Raw genomic sequence first — 26,326 nt, forward strand, 5'->3', positions numbered from 1 at the left:
CAGCATATATCAGTCTGACGGATTAGACAAAATTCAATGAAAATCAAATAAATGTCATAAATTTACTGAATCCTCTGCAGTCGATTAACCAGTTCAGCAAGACTCCCCGCCTGCATTTTTTCCATCACCCGCGCCCGATGAACCTCAACCGTGCGCACGGCAATATTCATGGCATCAGCAATTTCCCGATTCATTAACCCTTTTGCTACCAGTTGCGCCAGCTCTCGCTCCTTTGGCGTAAGCTGCTGATAGCAAACCACGATCTCTTGTCGCGAAAAGGCGGCGTGAGAAATCTGCACTGCATGCTCTAACGCCGCTTGCAGAGGCGCGGCGGAAACCGGCTTTTGCAAAAAATCGACCGCACCGCGTTTCATTTGCTCAACCGCCATCGGCACATCGCCATGCCCGGTGAGAAATACCACCGCCAGCGTACTCTCACGCTGGCGCATGGCTTCATGCACAGCATGCCCATCCATTACAGGCATACGCATATCCAGCAAAAGTACGCCCACCTGGTGCAGATTTGCCTCGGTGAGGAATGTTTCGCCTTGCTCCCAGCAACACACCTCATATCCCAGACTTTCCAGTAAAAACGCGCAAGCCTGGGTGACGGCAATATCGTCATCCAGCAGATGAATGATTGCCACGACGACCTCCCTCCGGGTTTTGCTTAAAATGTAATGTCACCACCACGCCCGCTTTTTCATCTGGAGCCTGATGATTTTTGATCTCAATGTCTCCGTTTGCGTAGCGCACCAGCCGCTGGCAAATGGCTAGCCCCAGCCCCATTCCCTCTTTACGGGTGGTCATAAACGGTTGAAAAGCCTGGTACAGCTGCACCTCATCAATACCTCCGGCGTTATCCTGCACCTGAATACTCACATCACCATCCTCACGCTGAGCGCTAAACCACACGGTGGTTGCCCCCGCCTGGGCGGCGTTGAGAACCACATTGGCCAGTACCTGTTCGAGGAGAACACTTGGCAACGTTAATGTTAACGCCTTACCGATCTGCGTTTGCAGCGCTACCGCCGGGAATTGCTGTGGCATGCGTAATAATTGCCAGACGTGATGGATAGCATCGTGAACGTTGACGACCTGCCAGTCATCGGTCATCACCGGATTGCCCTGTGCCTGGCTGACCCACTGGCGAAGATTGTGCAGCGTATCAGCCCCCCGCTGCGCCTGGGTATCAATGTGCTCCAGCGCGGGCAGCAGCGGATGCTGTTGATCCTGACTACGCAGGCGGATCAGACAGCCCTGCGCATAATGACGGATAGCCGATAGCGGCTGATTGAGCTCGTGGGCAAAACCCGACGTCATCTCGCCAAGCACGCTCATTTGGCGAGCGGTTTCCAGCTCCTGTTCCTGTTTGCGCAACAATACGTTGTTTCGCTCCAATTGCCTGCCGCGTCGGCGGACCAGCAGCATCACCCAGATGTAATTGAGCGTCAGCAACAACAGTACGAGAGCCGCGGCCCCCATCACCAGCCGATGTTGAATAAACCAGCTTTTGACATCCAGCCACAACTGGCGCTGCTGCGGATGCTGGCGGACATCGCGCAGCAACGCTTCCACCTCGCGGGTCGAGGCGGGCGCCCCCCAGCGAAACGTCGCGTTTTGCGGCGCATTGAACAGGGCCCGCGTGACGCGATCGGCCAGCTCGTCGCTTACCGCAGGCAGTGCCGCAAATGACCAGTCAGGATAGAGCGGCGTACTGGTTAAACAGGGAATCGACGTTGGATGGTTAAGTACGGCCGTAAATCTGTTTTACGAATAAGCCCTTCTTCGTCCATTTTTTCCAACAGGCACACCGGCACAATCACCGCCTGTACGGCTTTTTCACGTAATAAATAGAGTAAGGCATCGGCGGGAAATCCGGTAAACGTCAGGCGCAAATCGCGCTCCGGGCGCAGGCCGGCATCGCTGAGCGCTTTATATCCCAGCAAATAGCCGCCAAATGCCTGAGCATCAATGGCACCCACCGTTTTGCCGATCAGATCGTGTGCGGAGGTTATCCCGCTATCGCGCCTGACGAGGATCGCGCTGCCAATCACATTACTGGTGGCTTTCCCCCCGCGAGTAGAACGGAGTGACGCCAGCCAGCGTAGCGCAGCGCGGCTGTTTAGTTGAACAAATTGCGCCGGATTCGTGACCACAAATTGTACCGTTCCACGATTCACCGCCTCCTGCATTTGCCGCAGGTCCAGCGGTTGAATATGAAACTGTTCGCCGGGAATTTGCTGATTCAACAGGGTTTCCAGCGGCTGCCAGTGATTACGCGTGGAGACCTCCCCACGCATCGCCAAAACGCCAATGTTCCATGTCTGAGCCCTGACCACACCGCTTAGCATCCATAGCGACACCAGCACCGTCAGACATTTTGCTACGTTGCGTCCCACTCAATTATCCCTGTCAATTATGTTGTTTTAGATCAACAACAAGCCGGGTATGTGGTTAACCACAATAGAGTACCCCCCGTCACGATTTTTACACTGTAAATCATCAAGATTCTTTATTCATCACACGCAAACCAACGGCGTGACCAATGTTTCGTTGTTGCATCGTGACGGGAGAAAATATGGACAGCAGTAAACGGCAGTTTCTCCAGCAACTGGGCGTCCTGACCGCTGGCGCATCACTGGTACCCTTGGCTCAGGCGCAATTTCCCTTCTCGCCTGAACGCCATGAAGGCTCACTTCAGCATCGCTACGCCATGCTGGTTGACCTGCGACGCTGTATCGGCTGCCAGGCCTGTACTGTCAGTTGCGCCATTGAAAACCAGACGCCGCAGGGTGAATTTCGCACCCTCGTTAACCAGTACCAGGTGCAGATTGAAGGTCAGCAGAGCGTCACCAACGTCCTGCTGCCGCGGCTGTGCAACCATTGTGATAATCCTCCCTGCGTGCCCGTTTGCCCGGTACAGGCTACCTTCCAACGCGAAGACGGCATTGTGGTGGTCGACAACACGCGCTGCGTGGGCTGCGCCTACTGCGTGCAGGCCTGCCCTTATGATGCGCGGTTCATCAACCATGAAACACAAACCGCCGATAAATGTACCTTTTGCGTTCATCGCCTCGAAGCTGGCCTGCTCCCGGCCTGCGTGGAATCCTGCGTCGGCGGCGCGCGCATCATAGGCGATATCAAAGATCCGCACAGCCGGATTTCTCAAATGCTGCGTGAACACCATGACGCCATCAAAGTCCTGAAACCGGAAAACGGGACATCACCGCACGTGTTCTATCTGGGTCTGGACGAAGCGTTTGTAACCCCGTTGATGGGACGTGCTCAACCCGCTCTCTGGCAGGAGGTTTAAATGAACCATTCACTGGTTATTGAAGAGGTTCTGGCCCATCCCCAGGACGTAAGCTGGTTACCCTGGGCCGTACAATATTTCTTTTTCATCGGCATTGCCGCCTGCGCCGCGCTGTTCGCCTGCGTGCTTCACTGGCGTAAACAAGAGATGCCGGAACTGGAAAACCTGACGCTGTTAATCGCCCTGACCTGCGCGATTACCGCGCCGCTGGCGCTGACCGCTGACTTACACCAAACCGCCCGCGTCTGGCATTTCTACGCCTGGCCGACGCCGTGGTCCTGGATGCCCTGGGGCGCGCTGTTTTTACCGCTCTTTACCGGCTTCTTAGGTCTGTGGTTTCTGGCGCAGCATGTTAAACGGTTAACGCTTAAAAGTTACAGCGTCACTAAGTGGCTGGCGATAGGTAGCGCCTTGTCAGCCATCGGGTTGCTGGTATACACCGGCCGCGAAGTGTCGGTAGTGCAGGCGCGTCCCGTCTGGTTCAGCTACGCCTTTCCGGTTGCGATGTTCCTCAGCGCGCTGCAAACGTTTCTCGCCCTGCTCATCGCCGCGACAAAACGCGAGGGAACATTGACTCGCAAACTGGCGTGGGGGCAGACAGTCACCCTGATAGTACTGGCTTTGGTCGTGGTGATATGGATGAGCGGCAACACGCTTTCCGGTTCGGCTATTCGCCAATGGCTGAACGTTGCCCCATTAGCACGACACTACGCTATCGGTTGGGTTACGCTATGGCTTGTTTCGCTTGTCCTGTGCGGGCTGGTGCTCCGTAACCCCTTATCGCTGCCGCTGCGCATATTACTTGCATTTAGCGCGATGGCGCTGTGCTGGCTGATGCGCTGGACGTTACTTATCCAGGTGCAGACCGTACCGAAATTTAACGCGCTGTTTAATCCTTACACCCTGCCCGGTGGTACCGATGGCTGGCTGGCCATTGTGGGCACCTTCGGCCTGTGGATAGCACTGATCATTATTGTTCGTGAAGCCCTGAACGCGATCGCAAGGAGAATGCAACATGGCTAATTTAACCCGTCGTCAGTGGCTTAAAGTAGGCCTTGCCGTAGGTGGCATGGTGACTTTTGGCCTGAGTTATCGGGATGTGGCAAAGCGCGCGATAGACGGTTTGCTGGACGGCTCCTCGGGCAAAATTACCCGAGACCGCATCTTTGGTAACGCCCTCATCCCCGAAGCCAATGCCCAGCCGCGCTGGCAGCAGAACCCGCAGCAGGTTATCTCCATGACACAGTGCTTCGGCTGCTGGACGCAGTGTGGCGTGCGGGTGCGCGTTGACAGCGAACAAGGCAAGGTGTTGCGCATTGCGGGCAACCCCTATCACCCATTGTCTCACGAGCACCATATTGACGCCTCCGTCCCCTTTGCCACCGCAATGGAACAACTGGCGGGCGAAACGGGTCTTGACGCTCGTTCCACGGCCTGCGCCCGTGGCGCAACCTTACTTGAAGGTTTATACAGCCCGTTACGCATTCTCCAGCCCATGAAACGTGTCGGCAAACGCGGTGAGGGAAAATGGCAGAGCATCAGCTTTGAACAGCTGATCAAAGAGGTGGTGGAAGGCGGCGACTTGTTTGGTGAAGGCCACGTTGACGGCTTGCGGGCAATCCATGACACCAACACACCGCTTGATGCCAGGCATCCCGGCTTTGGCCCTAAATCCAATCAACTGCTGGTCACCAATACCAGCGATGAAGGACGTGATACATTTTTGCGCCGCTTTGCATTAAATAGTTTTGGCAGTAAAAACTTCGGCGCTCATGGCGCTTACTGTGGTCTGGCATACCGGGCCGGTTCCGGTGCGTTAATGGGCGATCTGGATAAAAATACCCATGTGAAGCCCGACTGGGACAATGTCAAATTCGCGCTATTTATGGGAACGTCTCCGGCGCAATCCGGTAACCCGTTTAAGCGCCAGGCTCGCCAACTGGCCAGCGCCCGTTTACGCGACGACTTCCGTTACGTGGTGGTGGCACCGGCCCTGCCATTGACCACGGTGCAGGCTGACAATCGCGGCCACTGGCAGCCTGTACGTCCGGGAAGTGACTCCGCGCTGGCGATGGGGATGATCCGTTGGATTATCGAAAAACAGCGTTATAACGCCGATTATCTCACCATTCCCGGCGTACAGGCCATGCAGCAGGCCGGAGAAAAAAGTTGGACTAACGCCACGCATCTGGTGATTACCGATGAGCTTCCAACCCTTGCCGGACAGCATTTAACCCTCGCGCACCTGAGTGCAAACGCCGCCCAGGAGCCGGTGGTCATTAACGAGGCCGGCGAAATTGTCGCCGCCAGCAGTTGCCCACGCGCGCAGCTGTTCGTCACCCGCCAGGTCACGCTGGCAGACGGTCAGACGGTGACGGTAAAAAGCAGCTTCCAGTGTCTGAAAGAGTCCGCCGGGAAACTAACGCTGACGCAGTACAGCCAGCAATGCGGCGTGTCTGAAGCTGACATTGGCGCCCTGGCCGACGCGTTTACCCGCCATGGCCGCCAGGCAGCGGTGATTACGCACGGTGGAATGATGGCAGGCAATGGATTTTATAACGCCTGGGCGGTGATGATGCTCAATGCGCTGATTGGCAATCTCAGTCTTGAAGGCGGCGTATTTGTCGGCGGCGGCAAGTTCAATGGCGCCACCGACGGTCCGCGCTATAACATGGACAGCTTCGCCGGGAAGGTAAAACCAAAAGGATTAAGCATCGCGCGCAGTAAAACTGCTTATGAGTCTTCCGAAGAGTATCGCAATAAGGTGGCCGCCGGACAATCGCCCTTCCCGGCCAAAGCCCCGTGGTATCCGTTTGTCGCAGGCCAGCTTACCGAACTCCTCGTCTCGGCGCTGGAAGGCTACCCTTATCCACTGAAAGCCTGGATCTCCAACATGACTAACCCGTTCTACGGCATCGCAGGGTTGCGCGGCGTGGCGGAAGAAAAGCTCAAGGATCCTGCGCGTCTGCCGCTGTTTATCGCTATTGACGCCTTTATGAACGAAACCACGGCGCTGGCTGATTACATCGTGCCGGATACCCACAACTTCGAAAGTTGGGGATTCAGCGCCCCGTGGGCCGGCGTTGCCAGTAAAGCCACCACCGCGCGTTGGCCGGTAGTGACAGCGGCAACCAGCAGTACCGCTGATGGTCAACCCGCCTCGATGGAATCTTTCTGTATCGCAGTGGCAAAACGTATCGGGCTCCCCGGATTTGGTGACAATGCGATTACCGATCCGCAGGGCAATCACTATCCGTTGAATCGTGCGGAAGATTACTACCTGCGACTCGCCGCCAATATTGCGTTTATGGGCAAAGCGCCGGTCGCTGAAGCGCAACCGGAAGACCTGGCGCTGACTGGGGTACAGCGGATCGTGCCAGTGATGACCCAAACGCTGAAAGCCGATGAAATCAGCCGGGTGGCGTTTATCTACTCCCGCGGTGGGCGTTTTGCGCCAGACAACAGCGGGCGGGTTGAGAATCGGATAGGCAATGCGTGGGAAAAACCGCTACAAATCTGGAATGCGGACGTCGCCGCGCACCGCCATGCAATTACCGGCGAGCGCTACAGCGGCTGCCCGGCCTGGTATCCTTCACGCCTGTCAGATGGGCGTGCGGTCGAGGAGTTGTTCCCGGAACAAGAGTGGCCGCTGAAACTGATTTCTTTTAAATCCAATACCATGTCCAGCGCCACGGCGGTGATCCCACGTTTGCATCATCTGAAGCCGGTTAATCTGGTGGCGCTTAATCCGCAGGATGGTCAACGATATGGTTTAGCGCACGGCGATATGGTGCGTATCACCACGCCTGGCGGTCAGGCGCAGGCGCAGATAAGCCTGCTTAATGGCGTGATGCCGGGCGTGATCGCCATTGAACACGGTTATGGGCATAAAGAAATGGGCGCGGCGCAGCATACGCTCGACGGCAAGCCGATGGCGTTTGACGCACAAATAAGGTCGGGGATTAATCTCAACGATTTGGGCTTTGCGGATCCTACCCGGCAGGTAGCCAATACCTGGCTTGACTGGGTGTCAGGTGCAGCGGTGCGCCAGGGTTTACCAGCGAGGATTGAGCGAGTGAAACTCTAGCGCCGGATGGCCACGCCAACGCGTTTTATCCGGCCTACAGAACGTCGTAGGCCGGATAAGGCAACGCCCGCGGATCAGTTATTTACCGGGATCACCGCACCTTTATATTTGGTGCGTATCCAGTCCTGGATCTCTTTTGAGTGCAGGACATCAACCAGCGCCACGATATCTTTTTTCTTCTCGTCGCCACGATGCACGGTAATGATGTTGGCATACGGGTTGTTTTCACCACTTTCGACGGCGATAGGATCTTTTACCGGATCCAGCCCGGCGTCGATGGCGTAGTTGGCGTTAATCACCACCGCATCGCCTTCGTCGTTGTTATACATCTGCGGTAACAGCGCGGCTTCCACGTTAGGCAGAAACTTCAGTTTTTTCGGGTTCTCGACGATATCGCTAATGCGCGCGGTGACTTTATCCACGCCCGGCTTCAGCTTGATTACGCCCTCTTTTTCGAAAATCGACAGAATACGGCCTTCCTCAGATACCGCATCGCGCATGATGACCTTGCCGCCTTCCGGCAGATCTTTAAGCGATTTCACTTTTTTCGAATAGATCCCAATTGGCTCGATGTGAATCGCTCCGGCACTGACGAAATCATAGGTTTTATCGCCCGCATGATCTTTAATCACGCTGTTCAGGTACGGAATATGCTGGAAGTAGTTAGCGTCAATCTCACGGCCAGCCAGCGCGGTGTTGGGCAGAATGTAATCCTGGAACGGTTTAATCTCTAAATCGATCCCTTGCTTCGCCAGAATAGGCTTAGCCTGCTCAAGGATCTCCGCGTGCGGCACGTTTGAGGCGCCAACGGTCAGAGTATCTGCCCAGGAGGCAAAGCTCAGGGCGCTTAAGGTTGCTGCGGCGAGTAACGTCAGTGATTTTTTCATGATAATGGTTTCCGTATTTTATTAGCGTTTATCTAACAGAGAGGTGATCACATCGCCGCAAAGCTGGATGATGAAGACAATGAGCAAAATCGTCACCGTCGCCACCAGCGTGACGTCGCTGTGGTTGCGCTGGAATCCTTCCAGATAGGCCAAATTCCCTAAACCACCGGCACCAATCACCCCTGCCATCGCGCTGTAGCTGACCAGCGCAATCAGCGTCACGGTGATCCCGGACACCAGAGCAGGAGAGGATTCCGGCAGTAAAACCCGAAAAATAAGCGTGCTTAGCCGTGCGCCCATCGAACGCGTCGCTTCAATAACGCCTTTGTCGACTTCACGCAGGGCAATTTCGACCAGACGCGCATAAAACGGTGCGGCCCCTACGATCAGCGCAGGCAACGCGGCATTAGCGCCGAGAATGGTGCCAACCATCGCTTTGGTAAACGGGATCAGCAGCACGATCAGAATGATGAACGGGATGGAACGAAAGATATTCACCACCAGCGAAATAACGCTATACACCGCGCGATTGTGAAACAGTCCGCCGCGTGCGGTCAGGAACAGCGCCAGACCAAGTGCAACGCCCAGGACAAAGGTCGCCGCGCCAGAAAGGACCGTCATGTAGAGCGTTTCCTGGGTTGCTGCCAGCAGTTGCTCCCACTTCAGATGAGGAAACAGTTCTTCAGCCATGGTTGATCACCTCGCCTTCAATGTCGCTCTGGCGCAGATCGGCCAAAATATTGTTCAATTGTTCCTCAGAGGCCACAACGTGCACCCAAAGCTGACCAAACACACCGTGCGCGGTTTGCGTCATCTTGCCGTGTAAAATGTTAAACGGCAGGCCATAGCGCAGGGTCAATTCGCCAACCACAGGCCTATGAGTACGTTGCCCGGTAAACGTTAGCTTGATCACCACACCGCCCAGCTCGCGGGCCAACTGTGGGTTAAACTCATCTTCCTCGGTGTACTGACTCACCTGACGAACGAACTGTCGGGTGATCGGCTGTTGGGGATGGGTAAAGACGTTGAGCACGTCGCCTTCCTCAACGACCCTGCCGTTTTCCATTACCGCGACGCGATCGCAGATTTTGCGTACCACGTGCATTTCATGCGTGATCAGCACAATGGTTAATTTGAAGCGGCGATTAATATCGAGCAGCAAATCGAGGATCTGATCGGTAGTTTGCGGATCCAGCGCCGAGGTGGCTTCGTCACACAGCAGAACGTCAGGATTGTTCGCCAACGCACGGGCAATTCCTACCCGCTGTTTTTGCCCACCGCTCAGCTGAGACGGATACGCATTTTCACGACCGCTCAGCCCCACCAGCGAAATCAGTTCAGCAACTCGCGCTTTAATTGATGCTTTTGGCGCTCCAGCAATTTGCATAGAGAACGCAATATTTTCACTAACCGTTCGTGACCACAGCAAATTGAAGTGTTGAAACACCATGCTGATTTTCAGTCGCGCCTGACGTAACGCTTCCCCACGGGCGGCAGAGATATCGTGGCCGTTAATCGTTACGCTGCCTGAAGTCGGTTTTTCCAGACCATTAAGTAAGCGTATTAAGGTGCTTTTCCCCGCCCCGCTGTAACCAATAATTCCGTAAATCTGTCCCTGTTCAACCGTCAGGTTGACGTTATCGACAGCGGTAATGGCAAACCTGCCTGGCGTAAACACTTTCGAAATATTTTTCAGGACAATCATGTCGTTTAGGTATCCGCTGCTGCTTATTGTTCTGCTGCTAGCGCTTTTGGCTGTTTAGCAGTATGGATGTCCAAACGAGTGTAATCAGTGAGATTGGCTTTTAAAATGAATTAAAACGCATTTGATATAACTTTTAGAAATATGTTGGTTTGGTCGGCGTTATACACAAAAAGTCAGGGATTGGGATGTAATGCTTGTCAGTTAAGCATTATTGAGAACATATGATTTCGGCTCAGGGTTCCGTTCACCTCAGTGGTATCAATTCTCTGAAGCGCAGATACCCGTGAACGTGCAAGGGAGGCTCATCGATTTTCAACCTGACCGGGGTCATCGCTGCAACGCACTGACTTCCAGTTAACTCTGTTTTGCTGTTCAGATATATTCCAATAAAAACGCAGGTGGTCAGGTGTGGGCTGGTCCGGCTGAAAATTGCCGACGTGTTTCCGTAAGGCCGGGAGAACCCGCAGGGATGCGGGTTCAGGGCGCGTTTTGCAGGGACGCTTCCTCGCGCCCGGCCCGGTAGCCTGGAGGAATAAACGGAGGGGACCGCGGAGCGGCAATTTTCCCGCCGGGAGCCGGGATTGTTAAGGGTACGGCGATAGTACCCTTAACACGTTCACAGGAATCAGTGTTTCAGAGAAACGATGCACATGAGGTGAACGGAACCCTTACCGTGAGATAGCATATTCATAACTTCTACCAACACAGGTGATGCTTTCTGAAACTAAGGTGTTAGCTGAACGGCATTGGGATGACAATTACACCTTGTTGCGCAACAAATGCTGCTGCGAATAACCTCTTTATCCATACCTGGAAACAAATTAATGAATATTTTCTGTAAAACTGCACAGAAGTGTTTTGAAACGCTGTTTCCATTTTCCTTTTTGATAATTTTCAGCGTATAATGCGCGCCAATTGTCTCTTGAATGGTTTCAGCACATTGACCTGTAAAACTCAACGACTACAAAACTCACCATCCCGTTGGGCTGAAACACAAGCACACATTCCTCTGCACGCTCTTTCGATGTCACCTATCCTTAGAGCGAGGCATCACAACTTTCGTAACTCAGGTTTAGCTTCCCGTCCGTGCGCGGCGGGAGCCAGATTTCCATATCCTTCTCAACTTAAAGACTAAGACTGTCATGAAAAAGACGAAAATTGTTTGCACCATCGGTCCGAAAACCGAATCCGAAGAGATGTTAACCAAAATGCTGGACGCGGGCATGAACGTCATGCGTCTGAACTTCTCCCACGGGGACTATGAAGAACACGGTCAGCGCATCAAGAATTTGCGCAACGTCATGAGCAAAACCGGCAAGAAAGCCGCAATCCTGCTCGACACCAAAGGTCCGGAAATCCGTACCATCAAACTGGAAGGCGGTAACGACGTTTCCCTGAAAGCGGGCCAAACCTTCACCTTCACCACCGACAAATCTGTCGTCGGCAACAACGAAATCGTTGCTGTTACTTATGAAGGCTTCACTAAAGATCTGTCCGTCGGCAATACCGTTCTGGTTGACGATGGTCTGATCGGCATGGAAGTTACCGCTATCGAAGGTAACAAAGTTATCTGTAAAGTGCTGAACAACGGCGACCTGGGCGAAAACAAAGGCGTTAACCTGCCGGGCGTTTCCATCGCGCTGCCAGCACTGGCTGAAAAAGACAAACAGGACCTGATCTTCGGTTGCGAGCAAGGCGTTGACTTCGTTGCAGCATCCTTTATCCGTAAACGTTCTGACGTCGTTGAAATCCGTGAGCACCTGAAAGCGCACGGCGGCGAAAACATCCAGATCATTTCCAAAATCGAAAACCAGGAAGGCCTGAACAACTTCGACGAAATCCTCGAAGCATCTGACGGCATCATGGTTGCTCGTGGCGACATGGGCGTTGAGATCCCGGTTGAAGAAGTTATCTTCGCGCAGAAGATGATCATCGAAAAATGTATCCGTGCACGTAAAGTCGTTATCACTGCGACCCAGATGCTGGACTCCATGATCAAAAACCCGCGTCCGACCCGCGCTGAAGCCGGTGACGTAGCGAACGCCATCCTCGACGGTACCGATGCAGTAATGCTGTCTGGCGAGTCTGCAAAAGGTAAATACCCGCTGGAAGCCGTCACCATCATGGCAACCATTTGTGAGCGTACCGACCGCGTGATGACCAGCCGTCTGGACTTCAACAACGACAGCCGCAAACTGCGCATCACCGAAGCCGTTTGCCGTGGCGCAGTTGAAACTGCAGAAAAACTGGATGCTCCGCTGATCGTTGTAGCAACCCAGGGCGGTAAATCTGCTCGCGCAGTACGTAAATATTTCCCGGATGCCACTATCCTGGCGCTGACCACCAACGAAACTACCGCGCGTCAGCTGGTGCTGAGCAAAGGCGTTGTTGCACAGGTGGTTAAAGAAATCAGCTCTACCGATGATTTCTATCGTCTGGGTAAAGAAGTCGCTCTGGAAAGCGGTCTGGCTCAGAAAGGTGACGTTGTGGTGATGGTTTCCGGTGCACTGGTTCCGAGCGGCACGACCAACACGGCATCCGTTCACGTGCTGTAATAATTCCAACGCGAATTAATTTGCTTAAAAAAGCGCCCTGGTGGCGCTTTTTTTATTTTATCGATAGCTACAATTAATAAAAAATCAAATCGGATTTCACTATCTAATCCGTGATTATCTAAGATGAATCCGATGGAAGCTTTCTGTTTTCACTCGGGTTTTTAGCCGTTTTTGCACAATTCGATGCTTCTTTGAGCGAACGATCAAAAATAAGTGCATTCCCATCAAAAAAATATTCTCAACATAAGAAACTTTGTGTAATACTTGTAACGCTACATGGAGATTAACTCAATCTAGAGGGTATTAATAATGAATCGTACTAAACTGGTACTGGGCGCGGTAATCCTGGGTTCTACTCTGCTGGCAGGTTGCTCCAGCAACGCTAAAATCGATCAGCTGTCTTCTGACGTTCAGACTCTGAACGCTAAAGTTGACCAGCTGAGCAACGACGTGAACGCAATGCGTTCCGACGTTCAGGCTGCTAAAGATGACGCAGCTCGCGCTAACCAGCGTCTGGACAACGCAGCTACTAAATACCGCAAGTAATAGTATCTGTGTAATAAAAATGGCGCACATTGTGCGCCATTTTTTTTGCTCTGAATTTCCCTTCCCTGTTATTGCGTAGCGCGCACCTCTGCATCCTCTCCCGGCACGCCATTCTGTGCAGACTTCACTTCCGCGCCATTGCTTACGACCGACGCTTGCCCGGCCGTTACGGTGACCGGATAGCCCGCACGACGATACAAGGCTCTTTCCACCAAACTGTTATCGACGGCTTTATTGTCTTTAAACTGGGTAAAACCGGCTGGCAGCACATACGGCATGGTCTGGACGTTTTGCTCCTCTTCCGGCGACAGCGGTCGATGCACCTCGACATAGCGCATTCCGTTCGGCTCTATCGAATATTTTATCGGCTCATTAATCACCCGAACCGGCGTTCCTGTCCGGACCTGAGCAAACAGTGCTTTGATGTCCGGCGCGTTCATGCGAATACACCCAGAACTTACGCGCAGTCCCACGCTGTCAGGCGCACTGGTGCCATGGATCAGATATTCACCGTTTCCATGCGCCAGACGCAGTGCAAAGCGTCCTAACGGGTTATTTGGCCCGGCAGGTACTACCGGCGGTAATGTTATGCCGCGCTCCAAAGAGCGTTTACGGATGCCTGCTGTAGGGGTCCAGGTCGGATTCGGGATTTTCTGCCCAACCCGGGTTTCCATTACCGGCGTTTCCAGCCCCTGTAAACCGATACCAATTGGGAAAACCTGAACAATATTCTCTCCCGGCGGGAAGTAATACAGACGCAGTTCCGCCAGATTCACAATAATGCCTTCTCGGGGTGCATCCGGTAGCAGTAATTGCGAGGGAATAGTAATCAGCGTTCCGGGTTTAGGTACGGGGGCAATAGTATTATTGGCTTCAAGGATCAGCATTGCGGCGGTATCAAACTTACGGGCAATCGCCTGTAGGTTTTTATCGCCTTCCTGCACGGTGTAAGTTTGATTTTGCCCAACAAGACGGCTGTTCGCCTGAGGCAAAGGATAATCGACCGCCCATGCGGCCTGAATAGCGCTGTAAGCGCCGATTAGCATTAACGTAATAACAGACGCGCGTTTCATACTCACCCCCCTGGCGTTCCTGCCGGACGGCGTCGAGCGCCCGATCCGGCCTACGAGTCACTGCGTTGCACTACCTCACTCTTTCACGTCGAGCTGAAAATTGACGTGTTTTATCAGTTTAGCTAAGAGTTGCGGCTTTGGTGCGAATAGCCCGAATCATCGCCTCCAGCCCTTGTGAACGAGACGGTGTGAGATGCTGTGCGAGCGCCATTTTTTCAAACCACGGACGCACATCAAAATTCACAATATCCTGGGCCGTCATGCGGTCATATAAAATGAATACGACAGCGATAAGCCCTTTCACAATTGCCGCATCGCTGTCGCCCTGTAATTCAATAATTCCTTCAGCATTCTGACGCATGACAATCCATACCTGACTTTGACAGCCCTGGATGCTATTTTCCGTATTACGATCGTCGTCGTTTAATTCCGGCAAACGCTGACCCAGTTCAATAATGTACAGGTATTTCTCTTCCCAATTAGCGCAACGCAGAAAATTACGCAACAACTTTTCTTTATCCGGCAGCGCAGCCATAACGCCTCCCTGTTATCCCAGTAAGTGATGAATACGCTTGAGGCCCGTTACCAGGCGATCCACTTCTTCGTGGGTGTTGTACATGGCAATCGACGCCCGGCACATCGCAGGAACGTTATAGTAGGCCATCAGCGGCATGGCGCAGTGATGCCCTGTCCGCACGGCGATGCCATAGTTATCAAGAAAACTCCCGACGTCATAGGCATGATGTTTGCCGAGGTTAAACGCAATCACCCCCAGACGATTATCCGGCCCGTAGAGCGTTAAATCCGGCACATCCGCCAGCTGTTCCAGCGCATAGCGCATCAGGAATTGTTCATATTCGCTGATTTCAGTAAGCCCCAGCGCGGAAACATATTCAATAGCCGCGCCGAGTCCAATAATCCCCCCGGTGTTTGGCGTTCCGGCTTCAAACCGCCAGGGGGCTTTGGCCCACGTCGTCCCCTGGCTCAGGCTCACCGTCGCAATCATCGATCCACCGCCTTCCCACGGCGGCATCTCCTGCAGCAACGACTCTCTGGCATACAGAACGCCAATACCGGTTGGCCCGTAGAGCTTGTGCCCAGAGAAAACATAGAAGTCGCAATCCAGCGCCTGCACATCCACCTGATGATGCATAACTGCCTGTGCGCCATCCACCAGCACTTTCGCGCCGTATTGATGCGCCAGCTCAATCATCTCAACCAATGGGTTTTCCGTGCCCAGCACGTTAGACACATGGGTAATCGCCAGCAGTTTCGTGCGATCGTCAAACAGCGTCGGCAGCGTTTCCAGTTGCAACGTACCCTCTGTATTGAGCGGAATAACGCGCAGTTCTGCACCTACGCGGGCGCACAACATCTGCCAGGGCACAATATTGGCGTGGTGCTCCATTTCGCTGATGATAATGTTATCGCCCGCCCGCACATTGCTGCCGCCCCAGCTGTTAGCCACCAGGTTGATACCTTCCGTTGTGCCGCGAACAAACACCAGTTCTTCAGCTGAACGGGCGTTGATAAACAGCGAGGCGAGCTTGCGCACATTCTCCATTTTTTCCGTGGCCTGCGCGCTCAGCGTATGGATCCCGCGGTGGACCGCGGCATAGCCATGACGGTAAAACTCGGCTTCGGCATCAATCACCTGGTTGGGCTTTTGCGCGCTGGCGGCGCTATCCAGATACGCCAACGGTAAACCGTTCACTTCACGCGTCAGGACCGGAAAATCAGCCCGCACTTTTTCAATGGGAAATGTCATGCTACGCCTCCCGGCAAGCGTTGGGCGATCCGTGCCAGGACCTGTTGTTTCAGCGTTTCCTCGCCCAGGGCTTCCGTCAGCTCAGCGGCAAACGCATAGAGAATCATTTGTTGGGCATCCTGCTGGCCGATCCCGCGCGAACGCAGATAGAACATCTGCTCGTCGTCGATCCGCCCTACCGTCGCCCCGTGGCTGCATTTCACGTCGTCGGCGTAAATTTCAAGCTGCGGCTTGGTATCCACTTCCGACAGTTTTCCGAGCAGCAAATTATTGTTGGTCATCTGACCGTCGGTTTTAATGGCGTGCTGAGCGACGTTGATCAGGCCATTGAATACCGCGCGCCCCTTATCGCTGACAATCGTTTTATGCAGTTGTCGACTGTTGCAATATCCCTTGTTGTGCGCAAGCCAGGTGCGGGTATCGCAGACTTCATTTTTCACCGGCATCGCCAGGCTGTTAAGCCGAAGCGTGGTGTTTTCGCCGTTAAGCTGGGTGCTGGTGTTATGGCGCAACACCGCATCACCGAGTAAAAAGCTGTGGCTGGCGGCCGTGGCATCAGCGCCCAACTGAATATCATTATGCGCGAAGTGGTGGCTGAGCGGATTCTCAAACGCCAGTTTGATGTGGCGCAAGTGTGCGTTTGCCGCGACGTTCATCGTTAATCGTGCACCGGTAAAATGGCGATATTCGCTGAGGCTGACATAGTGTTCAATGACGGTGGCTTCTGCGCCTTCTGCCAGGTCCAGATGGTGGCGATAGTGCGCCGTGTTCACCTCTTCGCCCGCCAGCCCCTGGGTAATGTGCAGCAGCAGCAACGGTTTTGCCGGTCGCTGGTTACGCTTCACCTGAATGTGCGTTACGCTGCGGGAGAGGCTTTCGGTCAGGTGCAGAAAGACTTCCGGTTGGATAGCCGCCGGTAGCGACTGGCGCACATCATCAACGGTAATGTTAAAACCGCTACCTTCCACGCTGTCGCTGAGCGTTGGACAGAATTGCCCGTCAACAAACACCAGGCGGACAGCATCAATAGCCGGCGCTAACGCTTCACACTGGGCGGACGTTATCTCAGTGACATGACTGACAAACTGGCTGTTGGTTAATCCTTCCAGCGGCGTGTATTTCCAGTCCTCATGCTTACGCGTTGGCAGTCCCAGACGCAGCATCTGCTGCAGGTGCTGCTGGGCATGGTGCGAGCGCGTCTTCCCTTGCGTTTCAAACAGATGATGCCACTGTTGCAGCACGTTACTGCTGTTCGCTAAGCCAGCCATAACCTTGCTCCTCCAGTTGTTTGACCAGCGTGAAATCGCCGGATTTCACAATTCGCCCCTGGTAGAGAACGTGCACATAATCGGGTTTGATGTAATCCAGGATGCGCTGATAGTGGGTGACGATAATGAATGAACGTTGCCCGTCGCGCAGCGAGTTCACGCCATCCGCAACGACTTTCAGCGCGTCGATATCCAGCCCGGAGTCCGACTCATCAAGAATGCACAGCTGAGGTTCCAGCACCGCCATTTGCAAAATGTCATTACGCTTTTTCTCGCCACCGGAGAAACCAACGTTGACCGAACGCGTTAACAAATCTTCCGGCATCTTCAATAACGCGATTTTCTCCTCCATCAGATCCTGGAAGTCAAACCTGTCCAGCGACTCTTCACCACGGTAGCTGCGCACCGCATTCAGTGCCGTTTGCAGGAAAAACTGATTACTGACGCCGGGGATTTCTACCGGATACTGAAATGCCATAAAGATCCCTTCACCGGCCCGGTCTTCGGGTGACAGTTCCAGTAAATCCTTACCGTTGAATTCTACCGTCCCGCCGGTGACTTCGTAGTCATCGCGCCCGGCGAGCGTTGCGGAAAGCGTACTTTTCCCGGAACCGTTCGGCCCCATAATGGCGTGTACCTCTCCGGGGCCAATATCCAGGCTCAGCCCACGCAGGATCGCCTTATCTTCCACACTGACCTGTAAATTTTTAATGCTTAACATGTGCTTTCCTTAAATTTTAACCGACGCTGTGTTCAAGACTTATGGCGAGAAGTTTTTGCGCTTCAACGGCAAATTCCAGCGGCAGTTCAGAGAACACGTCTTTACAGAAACCATTAACGATCATCGAAATGGCATCTTCTTCGCTGATGCCGCGCTGCAAACAGTAAAACAGTTGGTCTTCACCAATGCGCGAGGTCGTGGCTTCATGCTCAAGCTGGGCGCTGTTGTTACGACACTCCACATACGGGAAGGTGTGCGCTCCACAATCCGCGCCAATCAGCATCGAGTCGCATTGGGTATAGTTGCGGGCGTTGGTTGCGGTCGGCATGATCTTCACTAAGCCGCGATAGCTGTTTTGACTGTGTCCCGCGGAGATCCCTTTCGAGATAATGGTCGATTTGGTGTTCTTGCCGATGTGGATCATCTTGGTGCCGGTATCGGCCTGCTGATAACCACTGGTCAGCGCGACGGAGTAGAATTCGCCGATAGAGTTGTCGCCGCGCAGAATACAGCTTGGGTATTTCCAGGTAATGGCCGAGCCGGTTTCCGACTGCGTCCACGACATTTTGCTGTTTTCGCCTTCGCACAGAGCGCGCTTGGTGACGAAGTTCAAAATGCCGCCGGTGTTACCATCACCAGGGAACCAGTTTTGTACCGTCGAGTATTTCACTTCGGCATCTTTGTGGATGATGACTTCCACCACCGCGGCATGCAGTTGGTAGCTATCGCGTACCGGGGCTGAACAGCCTTCGATATAGCTGACGTAACTGCCCTCATCCGCAACCAGAATGGTGCGTTCAAACTGACCGGTTTTTTCCGCATTTATACGGAAATAGGTCGACAGTTCCATTGGGCAACGTACACCTTTCGGGACATAAATAAACGTGCCGTCGGAGGCCACCGCCGCATTCAGCGCCGCAAAAAAATTGTCATTACCCGGGACAACCGTACCCAGATATTGTTTTACCAGCTCAGGGTGATCGTGAATCGCCTCACCAAACGAACAGAAAATAATGCCCTGTTCCGCCAGTTTATCGCGATAAGTTGTCGCCACCGACACCGAGTCAAAAATGGCATCAACCGCCACCTCTTTGCCTTCGCGGACCGGCACGCCAAGCTGCTCGAATGCGTCCTCAACTTCTTTACTTAAAAACGCATTCGCCCCCGTTTGCTGCACCGCGCCCGGCTCAGACGCGCAGGTTTCATCGCAATTACCGCAGGACGGCGCGGAGTAATAACTGTACTCCTGGTAGTTCAGCTTATCGTAATGCGCTTTTAGCCAGTGCGGCTCTTCCATGGTCAGCCACGCTTTAAAGGCATTCAGGCGAAATTCCAGCATCCAGTCGGGTTCATTACGTTTTGCCGAAATCGCGCGCACGACATCTTCGTTAATCCCTTTCGCCAGCTCATCGGTTTGTAGATGGGTGAAGAAGCCCTCTTTGTAATTAAGGTGCCCGCCAGCCCAGGTGTTGACATCGTCAGTTGCTTCAGTATTACGAGACATAGTACCGCCTATACCCCAAAACTTTCGCCACAGCCGCATTCGTTCTGGGCTTTCGGGTTATGAAATTTAAATAGCTGATTTAATCCTTCGCGCACGAAATCGACTTCTGTGCCGTCGATGAACGGCATCGCCTGTAACGGTACATAAAGTCTGGCCCCCTCCGTTTCAAACAGCAGATCGTCTTTTTCCGCCTGGCGAACGGTGTCCAGCACGTAGCCAAATCCCGCGCATCCCGTTTGCTTCACGCCTAAACGCACGCCTAACATGTCGGGTTGCTTTGCCACCAGCTCGCGGATGTGCGCCGCAGCCGCTGGCGTTAACGTCAGACCACGCCAGGCAAAATCGTCCGGGTTAAATGTTCCTGAATGCAATTCCATAGGGTTACCTCGAGTCACTAGCTTTCAAGCTATAACAACATGTTAGTGATAATGATTATCACTTCAACCCCTCAACAGCAGGGGCATTCGGGTTAATCGCCCTTTTTGACCCCTTTTACTAAGCATAGACCCTGCTGCGTGGGTTAACAGGGATGGATTTTTTTGTTCAATGCATTGATTAATAATGGATTAAGTAATTTCAATCGGCGAGACAGGTCGATAATCAAAAGATGTATAGAAAATGACTATTTCTGTGATAGAAGGGGTAACTTCCTCTGTCAGGCTATACCTAACCAGGGAGTTATCAGAGATGAGATTCGCAGAGCGGTGAACGGACAAAAGTTAACGGCTGGCTAACCACCCATTGCCATTTTTCACTCGCCCGTAGGCAGGGGTTATATTATTTTCAAGCTGATACGGTGACCAGAACAGCACACACAGTAATGATTTACCAAAGCGTCTGTTCTGCATTCTCTGTGCGATATAAAGCGGTTATGATTCTTTAAACTTAAATGTCACCACGGGTATTTTTTGACAACACCGGTCTGCAGACTCACGGCAAGTAGGTACAATCCCGTTCGGGCACTACGTGAAGACAACAAAAAACCCTTAAGGCTGCTTGCTGGCAGGCTTAAGGGTTCCGGCCCCATCCGGCGCTTATCTCCGGCACTCACGATGGCTTAGCTCTTGAAGGGGCGATAAGAATAATCTCACTTCCGGATATGTTTTGTTTAACACAAATTGCGATTTGACTATTTTATAAGCGTATTCAATCAATTATTAGGCGCTGTTTTTCACTGAGCGCGTCCAGCAACAGGCGCAGTCCTGCAGGCTGATGCTCCCGCGAAAGATATAAACCATAAATTGGCAGGCTTTTTGGTTGAAGCTCGGGCAAGAGTCTAACCAGCTTTCCCTGTGCCAGCCCTTCCCGCGCCTCCAGTTCCGGCACCAGCGCAATGCCCGTTCCCGCCAACGCCGACTCACAAAGCAACGAAGAGATCCCGGCGCTCAAATTGCCTTTAATCGCAACAGCGGCAGCCCGCCCCTGGGCATCCAGAAAGTGCCAGGATTTTCCGGCAAACCCGCTGTAGTACAGACAATTATGCCACGTAAGGTCGTCGATAGTCTCAGGAGTGCCATGTTGATGCAGGTACTCTACAGACGCGCACAGTACCGATTTACAGTCGCCAAGGCGACGGGCGATAGTTCCAGATTCAGGGTTTTCCGTTATACGGATCGCCACATCAATGCGTTCTCCCACGAGGCTTACCGGTTGATTATTGATCTCCACCTCGATACGCAGTTGCGGATACTTCGTCAGAAACGCGGGCAGGACCGGCGCTAAAATATGCATAGCTGTAAAATGCGCACAGGCCACACGTAGCGTGCCAGAGGGAGTTTGCGCGGCGCTGGCGGCACCAATATCCAGCGAAAGCTGCGCCAGAGAACGCGTTTTCACTAATGCCTCTTCACCCGCTGGCGTGATTGTCAGACGGCGCGACGAGCGATGGATAAGCCTTGCACCCGCCCATTTCTCCATCTCGTCGAGGTAACGACTGACCATCGGACGGGAAAGCCCCAGCGCACGCGCGGCGGCGCTCAGACTGCCCAAATCACAGATATGGTTGAATACCGTTGCCGCCATCACTCTGTCCATTGCATCCCATCCGATCGTTTTATGAAACTCAGCATGTCCTAATAAGGGAATTCTAACAGATCCGAATTTCCTTAAAATACAGGAACTATCAAAAGACAATTTCCTGCACAAGGATACCTGACATGAAAGTTAAAACGCTGGCCCTGCTGTTACCTCTGTTCGCCTCTTCAGCCTTTGCCGCGACGCTACAGCTGGACGTCTACAATCCACAGGACAAGGCTATTTTCCCGGTCTCTTCAACGCTGGTTTCAGGACCGAAAGAAGCAATATTGTTTGACGCACAGTTCAGTACTAAAGATGGTGAACAACTGGTGCAGATGATTCGCGCCAGCGGTAAAACGCTGAAGGCCATCGTGATCACCTCCGGCGATCCGGATTTCTATTTCGGACTGCAGCCTATCGTCAAAGCCTTCCCACAGGTAAAAGTCCTGGCAACACCGCACGTAGTAGACCATATCCGTGCCACCAAAGAGGCCAAACTGCAATTCTGGGGTCCGCAAATGAAGGATGGTGCGCCAACATCGCTCACCGTTCCGCAGGCGACAACGCAAACGCATTTCACGGTTGATGGTGAAACGCTGGAACTGCGCCACCCTAATGATTATGCAGCCTACGTCTGGATCCCGGCGAACCGTGCCATTATTGGCGGTACCGGCGTGGCGTCTGGTATACACGTCTGGACGGCGGATACGCAATCTGCAGAACAGCGTAGCGCGTGGCGTAGCGTACTGGGCGAAATGCAGAAGTTACAACCCACCCAGGTGGTCCCGGGGCATTACATCGGCGAACGCCCTGCGGGCGATAAAGCGATCCGCTTCACACAGGACTATCTGCAATCGTTTGAGCAGGCGTTAGGGGCGAAGAAAGGTTCGGATTATGTGATTAAAACCATCACCGCGGCATGGCCAGGTCTTGCAGACGCAAGTTCTCTGGAGCTAAGTGCGAAGGTTAATACTGGTGAGATGAAGTGGTGATTGAGATTTAACGCAAAAAATAACCCCGAACGCGTGTCGGGGTTTCATTACGATAAGCATACCGGAATCAATGAACGCCCATGCGCCAGGCAAAATAGATCTCTTCTTTAAGTTCAGTCGAAGAAAGCGTCAATAAATCCGCGAACTCCAGCTCTAACTGTTTCAGTCTTTTCAGGTACTGAGCTGGTGAAAGATCGGTTTTATCACGACGTAAAAACTCTATTGCCAGTTGGGCCGGGTCTAATTGGGTAGACATATCATCCTCGCTTGTGTTCAAAACCTGCACAGTATAACACCATTCCCTGTGCAGATAATGACCAAAAGCAATATGCATCACAAAATTGCTGTCGTCAGACGCGACGTGCAGCACAATCGTCCCTGCTCATCGAAGATTTCGATTTGCCATACCTGATGACGAGAGCCAGTATGCACCGCGCGACATACCCCTCTGACGCGCCCTTCCCGCGCCGAGCGAATATGGTTGGCGTTGACCTCCAGGCCCACCACTTTCTGCTCACCCTGAGTACACAGGTAGCCAGCCACCGAACCAATGCTCTCAGCCAGCACTACGGACGCGCCGCCGTGCAGCAAACCAAATGGTTGTTTAGTACGGTGGTCTACCGGCATTGTGGCTTCCAGCGTGTCATCGCCAATGTGCACAAAACGAATATCAAGCAGCCCAACCATATTTCCTTCACCCATGGCGTTGAGCGCTTCGAGTGTGACTTCACGTTTCCAGATCATCCTATAATCTCCAGCAGTGCCTGTAATGGATGGCGAACGCCCGTACCTTCAACGCGTTTAACCTGACTGCGACAGGAGTATCCGGTAGCCAGACAACGGTTACGCGGCAATCGTTGCATTGCCTGGTGCCATGATAGCTCATAGATCCCCAGTGAGTTCTGATGATTCTTCACTTCGTGGCCATAGGTGCCCGCCATGCCACAGCACCCTACGCTGATGTTCTCCAGCTTTGCGCCAAAGCGGGCAAAAATAGCCGCCCACTGAGCAGGCGCGCCCGGCAGGGCCGTCACTTCGGTACAGTGTCCAAAGAAGTACCACGGTTCACCGCCCACAGCCACTGGCTGCTGTGACTCCACAACCGTCGATAACCATTCGTTGGCGAGTAACACATGGAAATCACCCCGCTGTTCCCCGAGCGCCAGTTTGTATTCATCGCGATAGCAAAGCACCAGCGCCGGATCGACACCCACCATCGGAATATTCAGCTTCGCCACCCGATTGAGAAACTCAGATGTTTTCTTTGCGGTTTTAGCAAAACGGTTTAAAAAGCCCTTAATATGCTGGGCCTTGCCGTTTGGCGAGAACGGCAGCAGTACCGGCTGCAAACCCAGCTTTTCAACCAGACGTATAAAATCAGCCACCACCTGTGCATCGTAATAGCTGGTGAACGGATCCTGCACCACCAGCACCGTACGGTTTTTTTGCTCAAGGCTGAGTAATTCGAGCTGTTCCAGCGTCATATTGGCGGAACGATGACCAACCAGCTGACGTTGAAGCGACGGCGCAGACAGCAGCGGTAAGTCGACCATGCCGATGTGCTTTTTAGCCAGATTACGCACCAGCGGCTGGTTGATGAAGAAGTTAAACGTGTTGGGCGCCCGCGCCATTAAAGGCGCATAGCTCTCAACGGTCGCCACCATGTGATCGCGCAACGGCCGCAGATAACGCGTGTGATACAACTGCAGGAAGCGTGAGCGGAACTCCGGCACATCGATTTTAATCGGACACTGTGTGGAACAGGCTTTACACGCCAGACAACCCGACATTGCCTCTTTCACTTCGTGCGAGAAATCGTATTCGCCTTTGCGCGCATGCCAGCTATTGCGGGTACGGGCAATCAGCGTACGTAAACTGGCACGTTTTTCCGGTAGCTCTTTTTCCAGCTGTAGCGGGTCAATCCCGCGATCTGCCAACAGACGCAGCCATTCACGCACCAGCGTAGCTCGCCCTTTCGGTGAATGGATACGGTTGAGGCTGATTTTCATCGACGGACACATCGGGCTTTTCGCATCAAAGTTAAAGCATAACCCGTTGCCGTTACACTCCATCGCCCCACGCCACTCCTGGCGTACGGCCAGCGGGATCTGACGGTCATACGTTCCACGCTTCACCGCGTCCACTTTCATCATCGGCGCATCAACATCCTCCGGTGGACAGATTTTGCCCGGATTGAGCCGGTTTTGCGGATCAAACACCGATTTCACTTTACGCAGTTCGCGATACAATTCCTCACCGAAGAACGCCGGGCTATATTCTGCACGAAAACCTTTCCCGTGCTCGCCCCACAGCAGACCGCCATATTTTGCCGTCAGCGCGACAACATCGTCAGAAATGCGTTTCATCAGCACTTCCTGCTGCGGGTCGCACATATCCAGCGCCGGTCTGACGTGCAGCACGCCTGCATCTACGTGACCAAACATGCCGTAACTCAGGCCGTGGCTATCGAGCAGCGCGCGGAACTCGGCAATATAGTCAGCCAGATGTTCCGGCGGAACGCAGGTATCTTCAGCAAACGGAATCGGCTTCGCGGCCCCTTTCGCATTCCCCAGCAGACCGACGGCTTTTTTACGCATCGCGTAAATGCGTTCGACGCCTGCCAGCTCGGTACATAGCTGCCAGCCTATAACGCCCGCTTCCTGACGCGCGATTAAGCCATCCAGCCGTTCGCACAGTGCGCTGACTTGCGAATCAATCAATGCTTCATCGTCACCGGCAAACTCCACAATATTCAGACCCAGCATCTCTTTATCCGCCACATCGGTAATCAATTCACTTACCGAGTGCCAGACAATATCTTCCCGTGCCAGGTTAAGCACTTTGGAGTCGACGGTTTCTACCGACAGCGCGCGCGCTTCCACCATCACCGGGGCATTACGCAATGCCGAGTCGAAAGAGTCGTACTTAACGTTAACCAGTTGTCTGACTTTGGGTAGCGGCGTGATATCGAGACGGGCTTCGGTGATAAACGCCAGCGTACCTTCAGAGCCGGTAAGAATGCGGGTTAAATCAAATTCGGTCATCTCATCGTTAAAGACGTGCCGCAGATCGTAACCGGTCAGGAAGCGATTAAGTTTCGGGAATTTATCAATGATCAGCTGTCGGTTGTCGCGGCAACGCTCATAAACCGTCTTGTAAATGCGGCCAATAGTGGTGTTGCTATTACCCAGCGTTTGGGCAAGTTCGACCGGCATTGGCTGGGTATCAAGAATATCGCCGCCCATTAGCACCGCGCGGATACCCAGCACGTGATCGGAGGTTTTACCGTAAACCAACGAGCCTTGTCCGGATGCGTCGGTATTGATCATCCCACCCAGCGTTGCCCGGTTACTGGTGGATAACTCGGGGGCAAAGAAATAGCCGTAAGGCTTCAGAAACTGGTTGAGCTGGTCTTTTATCACCCCGGCTTCGACCCGCACCCAACCTTCCTGCGCATTGATTTCAATGATGCGGCTCATATAGCGGGACATATCAACAATAATGCCCTGATTCAGCGCCTGACCGTTGGTCCCGGTGCCGCCGCCGCGTGGGGTAAAAATCAACGAAGAGAAAAGAGGTTCCGCCGCCAGACGAGCGATGAGCGCCACATCTGCGGTTGAACGAGGGAATACGACAGCATCAGGAAGCAGCTGATAAATACTGTTATCCGTCGACATTGTCAGACGATCGGCATAGCTCGTTGCCGTATCGCCCGTAAATCCTTGCTGCTCCAGTGCCTGCAAAAAATTGAGCACCAGTTGAACGACACCTGGCGCCTGAGAAATTTGTGGAATCATTATAGTGACCCTTTCCTGCGGTCTGTGTTGTGAATTTAATCGTTTGCGTGTTGCTTTGTTTGTTGTATCACATTTTTTTCTAATACGCTCA

The 26,326-nt window shown here is 53.3% G+C and carries 22 protein-coding genes and 1 pseudogene; 7 read left to right on the top strand and 16 right to left on the bottom strand.

Annotation, left to right across the window (positions count from 1 at the left end):
* Positions 1–62 precede the first annotated feature (62 nt).
* The gene (gene ttrR / locus HV229_RS13540; RefSeq protein ID WP_019076688.1) at positions 63–647 is read right to left on the bottom strand and encodes a tetrathionate respiration response regulator TtrR; all 585 of its coding nucleotides are present in this window, start codon (positions 645–647) and stop codon (positions 63–65) included.
* Positions 622–2,354: pseudogene (ttrS, locus tag HV229_RS13545) on the bottom strand (tetrathionate respiration histidine kinase TtrS). The gene ttrR and the pseudogene ttrS overlap by 26 nt, the downstream one beginning before the upstream one ends.
* Positions 2,355–2,581: 227 nt before the next feature.
* On the opposite strand from ttrS, the gene ttrB reads away from it, so the two are divergent.
* From ttrB to ttrA, 3 genes are read left to right on the top strand one after another with little or no spacing between them, the layout of a single operon-like run.
* Positions 2,582–3,316: a tetrathionate reductase subunit TtrB gene (gene ttrB / locus HV229_RS13550; protein ID WP_019076686.1), complete on the top strand. Its 735-nt coding sequence runs from the start codon at positions 2,582–2,584 to the stop codon at positions 3,314–3,316.
* The gene (gene ttrC / locus HV229_RS13555) at positions 3,317–4,339 is read left to right on the top strand and encodes a tetrathionate reductase subunit TtrC (protein WP_080858725.1); all 1,023 of its coding nucleotides are present in this window, start codon (positions 3,317–3,319) and stop codon (positions 4,337–4,339) included.
* The gene (gene ttrA, locus HV229_RS13560; protein ID WP_080858724.1) at positions 4,332–7,403 is read left to right on the top strand and encodes a tetrathionate reductase subunit TtrA; all 3,072 of its coding nucleotides are present in this window, start codon (positions 4,332–4,334) and stop codon (positions 7,401–7,403) included. Before ttrC ends, ttrA begins: the two co-directional genes overlap by 8 nt.
* 74 nt (positions 7,404–7,477) lie before the next feature.
* Here the strand turns inward: ttrA and HV229_RS13565 are convergent, their stop codons facing one another.
* Genes HV229_RS13565 through HV229_RS13575 form a run of 3 tightly spaced genes read right to left on the bottom strand, consistent with a single transcriptional unit; the run spans position 7,478 to position 9,995 of the window.
* Positions 7,478–8,290, bottom strand: a complete 813-nt coding sequence (locus HV229_RS13565; protein WP_003029358.1) for a MetQ/NlpA family ABC transporter substrate-binding protein — start codon at positions 8,288–8,290, stop codon at positions 7,478–7,480.
* Positions 8,291–8,311: 21 nt separating this feature from the next.
* Positions 8,312–8,980: a methionine ABC transporter permease gene (locus HV229_RS13570; RefSeq protein ID WP_016152914.1), complete on the bottom strand. Its 669-nt coding sequence runs from the start codon at positions 8,978–8,980 to the stop codon at positions 8,312–8,314.
* Complete coding sequence (locus HV229_RS13575) at positions 8,973–9,995, bottom strand: ATP-binding cassette domain-containing protein (RefSeq protein WP_142417868.1); 1,023 nt, start codon at positions 9,993–9,995, stop codon at positions 8,973–8,975. Before HV229_RS13575 ends, HV229_RS13570 begins: the two co-directional genes overlap by 8 nt.
* A 940-nt stretch (positions 9,996–10,935) precedes the next feature.
* Here HV229_RS13575 and HV229_RS26305 point away from each other — a divergent pair.
* The 3 genes from HV229_RS26305 (at position 10,936) to lpp (ending at position 13,096) form a co-directional block, all read left to right on the top strand.
* Positions 10,936–11,130, top strand: coding sequence for a hypothetical protein (locus HV229_RS26305; RefSeq protein WP_242637968.1), 195 nt, complete (start codon positions 10,936–10,938; stop codon positions 11,128–11,130).
* 7 nt (positions 11,131–11,137) lie between these two features.
* A complete protein-coding gene (gene pykF, locus HV229_RS13580; RefSeq protein ID WP_016152912.1) occupies positions 11,138–12,550 on the top strand; it encodes a pyruvate kinase PykF in 1,413 nt (470 codons plus the stop codon).
* A gap of 309 nt (positions 12,551–12,859) precedes the next feature.
* Positions 12,860–13,096, top strand: coding sequence for a murein lipoprotein Lpp (lpp, locus tag HV229_RS13585; RefSeq protein WP_003029373.1), 237 nt, complete (start codon positions 12,860–12,862; stop codon positions 13,094–13,096).
* Positions 13,097–13,164: 68 nt separating this feature from the next.
* Here lpp and HV229_RS13590 read toward each other — a convergent pair whose 3' ends face one another.
* The 8 genes from HV229_RS13590 to HV229_RS13625 all read right to left on the bottom strand — a co-directional run bounded on the left by HV229_RS13590 (position 13,165) and on the right by HV229_RS13625 (position 21,464).
* Positions 13,165–14,169 carry a L,D-transpeptidase family protein gene (locus tag HV229_RS13590; protein ID WP_016152911.1) on the bottom strand — a complete coding sequence of 335 codons (1,005 nt, stop codon included), beginning with the start codon at positions 14,167–14,169 and terminating at the stop codon, positions 13,165–13,167.
* 118 nt (positions 14,170–14,287) lie between these two features.
* Complete coding sequence (gene sufE / locus HV229_RS13595) at positions 14,288–14,704, bottom strand: cysteine desulfuration protein SufE (protein WP_016152910.1); 417 nt, start codon at positions 14,702–14,704, stop codon at positions 14,288–14,290.
* Positions 14,705–14,716: 12 nt separating this feature from the next.
* A complete protein-coding gene (sufS, locus tag HV229_RS13600) occupies positions 14,717–15,937 on the bottom strand; it encodes a cysteine desulfurase SufS (protein WP_016156370.1) in 1,221 nt (406 codons plus the stop codon).
* Positions 15,934–17,205 (bottom strand): Fe-S cluster assembly protein SufD, encoded by a 1,272-nt coding sequence (gene sufD, locus HV229_RS13605; RefSeq protein WP_181545661.1) that lies wholly within the window; start codon positions 17,203–17,205, stop codon positions 15,934–15,936. Before sufD ends, sufS begins: the two co-directional genes overlap by 4 nt.
* Entirely contained in the window at positions 17,180–17,926 is a 747-nt protein-coding gene (sufC, locus tag HV229_RS13610; protein WP_016152907.1) for a Fe-S cluster assembly ATPase SufC, read from the bottom strand. Before sufC ends, sufD begins: the two co-directional genes overlap by 26 nt.
* Before the next feature lie 16 nt (positions 17,927–17,942).
* A complete protein-coding gene (gene sufB / locus HV229_RS13615) occupies positions 17,943–19,430 on the bottom strand; it encodes a Fe-S cluster assembly protein SufB (protein WP_016152906.1) in 1,488 nt (495 codons plus the stop codon).
* An 8-nt stretch (positions 19,431–19,438) separates the two neighbouring features.
* Positions 19,439–19,807 carry a Fe-S cluster assembly scaffold SufA gene (sufA, locus tag HV229_RS13620; protein ID WP_016152905.1) on the bottom strand — a complete coding sequence of 123 codons (369 nt, stop codon included), beginning with the start codon at positions 19,805–19,807 and terminating at the stop codon, positions 19,439–19,441.
* A gap of 769 nt (positions 19,808–20,576) precedes the next feature.
* Positions 20,577–21,464, bottom strand: a complete 888-nt coding sequence (locus HV229_RS13625; RefSeq protein ID WP_181545662.1) for a LysR family transcriptional regulator — start codon at positions 21,462–21,464, stop codon at positions 20,577–20,579.
* Positions 21,465–21,586: 122 nt separating this feature from the next.
* On the opposite strand from HV229_RS13625, the gene HV229_RS13630 reads away from it, so the two are divergent.
* On the top strand, positions 21,587–22,438 hold the full coding sequence (locus HV229_RS13630; protein ID WP_049268703.1) for a Vmh family MBL fold metallo-hydrolase: 852 nt from the start codon (positions 21,587–21,589) through the stop codon (positions 22,436–22,438).
* A gap of 67 nt (positions 22,439–22,505) precedes the next feature.
* On the opposite strand, the gene HV229_RS13635 is transcribed toward HV229_RS13630, so the two are convergent.
* The 3 genes from HV229_RS13635 to HV229_RS13645 all read right to left on the bottom strand — a co-directional run bounded on the left by HV229_RS13635 (position 22,506) and on the right by HV229_RS13645 (position 26,235).
* Entirely contained in the window at positions 22,506–22,694 is a 189-nt protein-coding gene (locus HV229_RS13635; protein ID WP_029139522.1) for a YdiH family protein, read from the bottom strand.
* Positions 22,695–22,771: 77 nt separating this feature from the next.
* The gene (menI, locus tag HV229_RS13640) at positions 22,772–23,182 is read right to left on the bottom strand and encodes a 1,4-dihydroxy-2-naphthoyl-CoA hydrolase (RefSeq protein ID WP_016152900.1); all 411 of its coding nucleotides are present in this window, start codon (positions 23,180–23,182) and stop codon (positions 22,772–22,774) included.
* On the bottom strand, positions 23,179–26,235 hold the full coding sequence (locus tag HV229_RS13645; RefSeq protein WP_181545663.1) for an FAD-binding and (Fe-S)-binding domain-containing protein: 3,057 nt from the start codon (positions 26,233–26,235) through the stop codon (positions 23,179–23,181). Before HV229_RS13645 ends, menI begins: the two co-directional genes overlap by 4 nt.
* Positions 26,236–26,326 lie beyond the last annotated feature (91 nt).

This window comes from Citrobacter sp. RHBSTW-00524 (genome assembly GCF_013747755.1).
Classification (GTDB): domain Bacteria; phylum Pseudomonadota; class Gammaproteobacteria; order Enterobacterales; family Enterobacteriaceae; genus Citrobacter; species Citrobacter braakii.

Excerpts from the sequence above, each read along its gene's own strand:
- HV229_RS13565 (WP_003029358.1), bottom strand. The coding sequence starts at position 8,290 with ATGAAAAAATCACTGACGTTACTCGCCGCAGCAACCTTAAGCGCCCTG.
- ttrB (WP_019076686.1), top strand. The coding sequence starts at position 2,582 with ATGGACAGCAGTAAACGGCAGTTTCTCCAGCAACTGGGCGTCCTGACC.
- ttrC (WP_080858725.1), top strand. The coding sequence starts at position 3,317 with ATGAACCATTCACTGGTTATTGAAGAGGTTCTGGCCCATCCCCAGGAC.
- HV229_RS13625 (WP_181545662.1), bottom strand. The coding sequence starts at position 21,464 with ATGGACAGAGTGATGGCGGCAACGGTATTCAACCATATCTGTGATTTG.
- sufB (WP_016152906.1), bottom strand. The coding sequence starts at position 19,430 with ATGTCTCGTAATACTGAAGCAACTGACGATGTCAACACCTGGGCTGGC.
- HV229_RS13635 (WP_029139522.1), bottom strand. The coding sequence starts at position 22,694 with ATGTCTACCCAATTAGACCCGGCCCAACTGGCAATAGAGTTTTTACGT.
- menI (WP_016152900.1), bottom strand. The coding sequence starts at position 23,182 with ATGATCTGGAAACGTGAAGTCACACTCGAAGCGCTCAACGCCATGGGT.
- lpp (WP_003029373.1), top strand. The coding sequence starts at position 12,860 with ATGAATCGTACTAAACTGGTACTGGGCGCGGTAATCCTGGGTTCTACT.
- sufE (WP_016152910.1), bottom strand. The coding sequence starts at position 14,704 with ATGGCTGCGCTGCCGGATAAAGAAAAGTTGTTGCGTAATTTTCTGCGT.
- HV229_RS13645 (WP_181545663.1), bottom strand. The coding sequence starts at position 26,235 with ATGATTCCACAAATTTCTCAGGCGCCAGGTGTCGTTCAACTGGTGCTC.
- pykF (WP_016152912.1), top strand. The coding sequence starts at position 11,138 with ATGAAAAAGACGAAAATTGTTTGCACCATCGGTCCGAAAACCGAATCC.
- HV229_RS13590 (WP_016152911.1), bottom strand. The coding sequence starts at position 14,169 with ATGAAACGCGCGTCTGTTATTACGTTAATGCTAATCGGCGCTTACAGC.
- HV229_RS13575 (WP_142417868.1), bottom strand. The coding sequence starts at position 9,995 with ATGATTGTCCTGAAAAATATTTCGAAAGTGTTTACGCCAGGCAGGTTT.
- HV229_RS13570 (WP_016152914.1), bottom strand. The coding sequence starts at position 8,980 with ATGGCTGAAGAACTGTTTCCTCATCTGAAGTGGGAGCAACTGCTGGCA.
- HV229_RS13630 (WP_049268703.1), top strand. The coding sequence starts at position 21,587 with ATGAAAGTTAAAACGCTGGCCCTGCTGTTACCTCTGTTCGCCTCTTCA.
- sufD (WP_181545661.1), bottom strand. The coding sequence starts at position 17,205 with ATGGCTGGCTTAGCGAACAGCAGTAACGTGCTGCAACAGTGGCATCAT.
- ttrA (WP_080858724.1), top strand. The coding sequence starts at position 4,332 with ATGGCTAATTTAACCCGTCGTCAGTGGCTTAAAGTAGGCCTTGCCGTA.
- sufS (WP_016156370.1), bottom strand. The coding sequence starts at position 15,937 with ATGACATTTCCCATTGAAAAAGTGCGGGCTGATTTTCCGGTCCTGACG.
- sufA (WP_016152905.1), bottom strand. The coding sequence starts at position 19,807 with ATGGAATTGCATTCAGGAACATTTAACCCGGACGATTTTGCCTGGCGT.
- sufC (WP_016152907.1), bottom strand. The coding sequence starts at position 17,926 with ATGTTAAGCATTAAAAATTTACAGGTCAGTGTGGAAGATAAGGCGATC.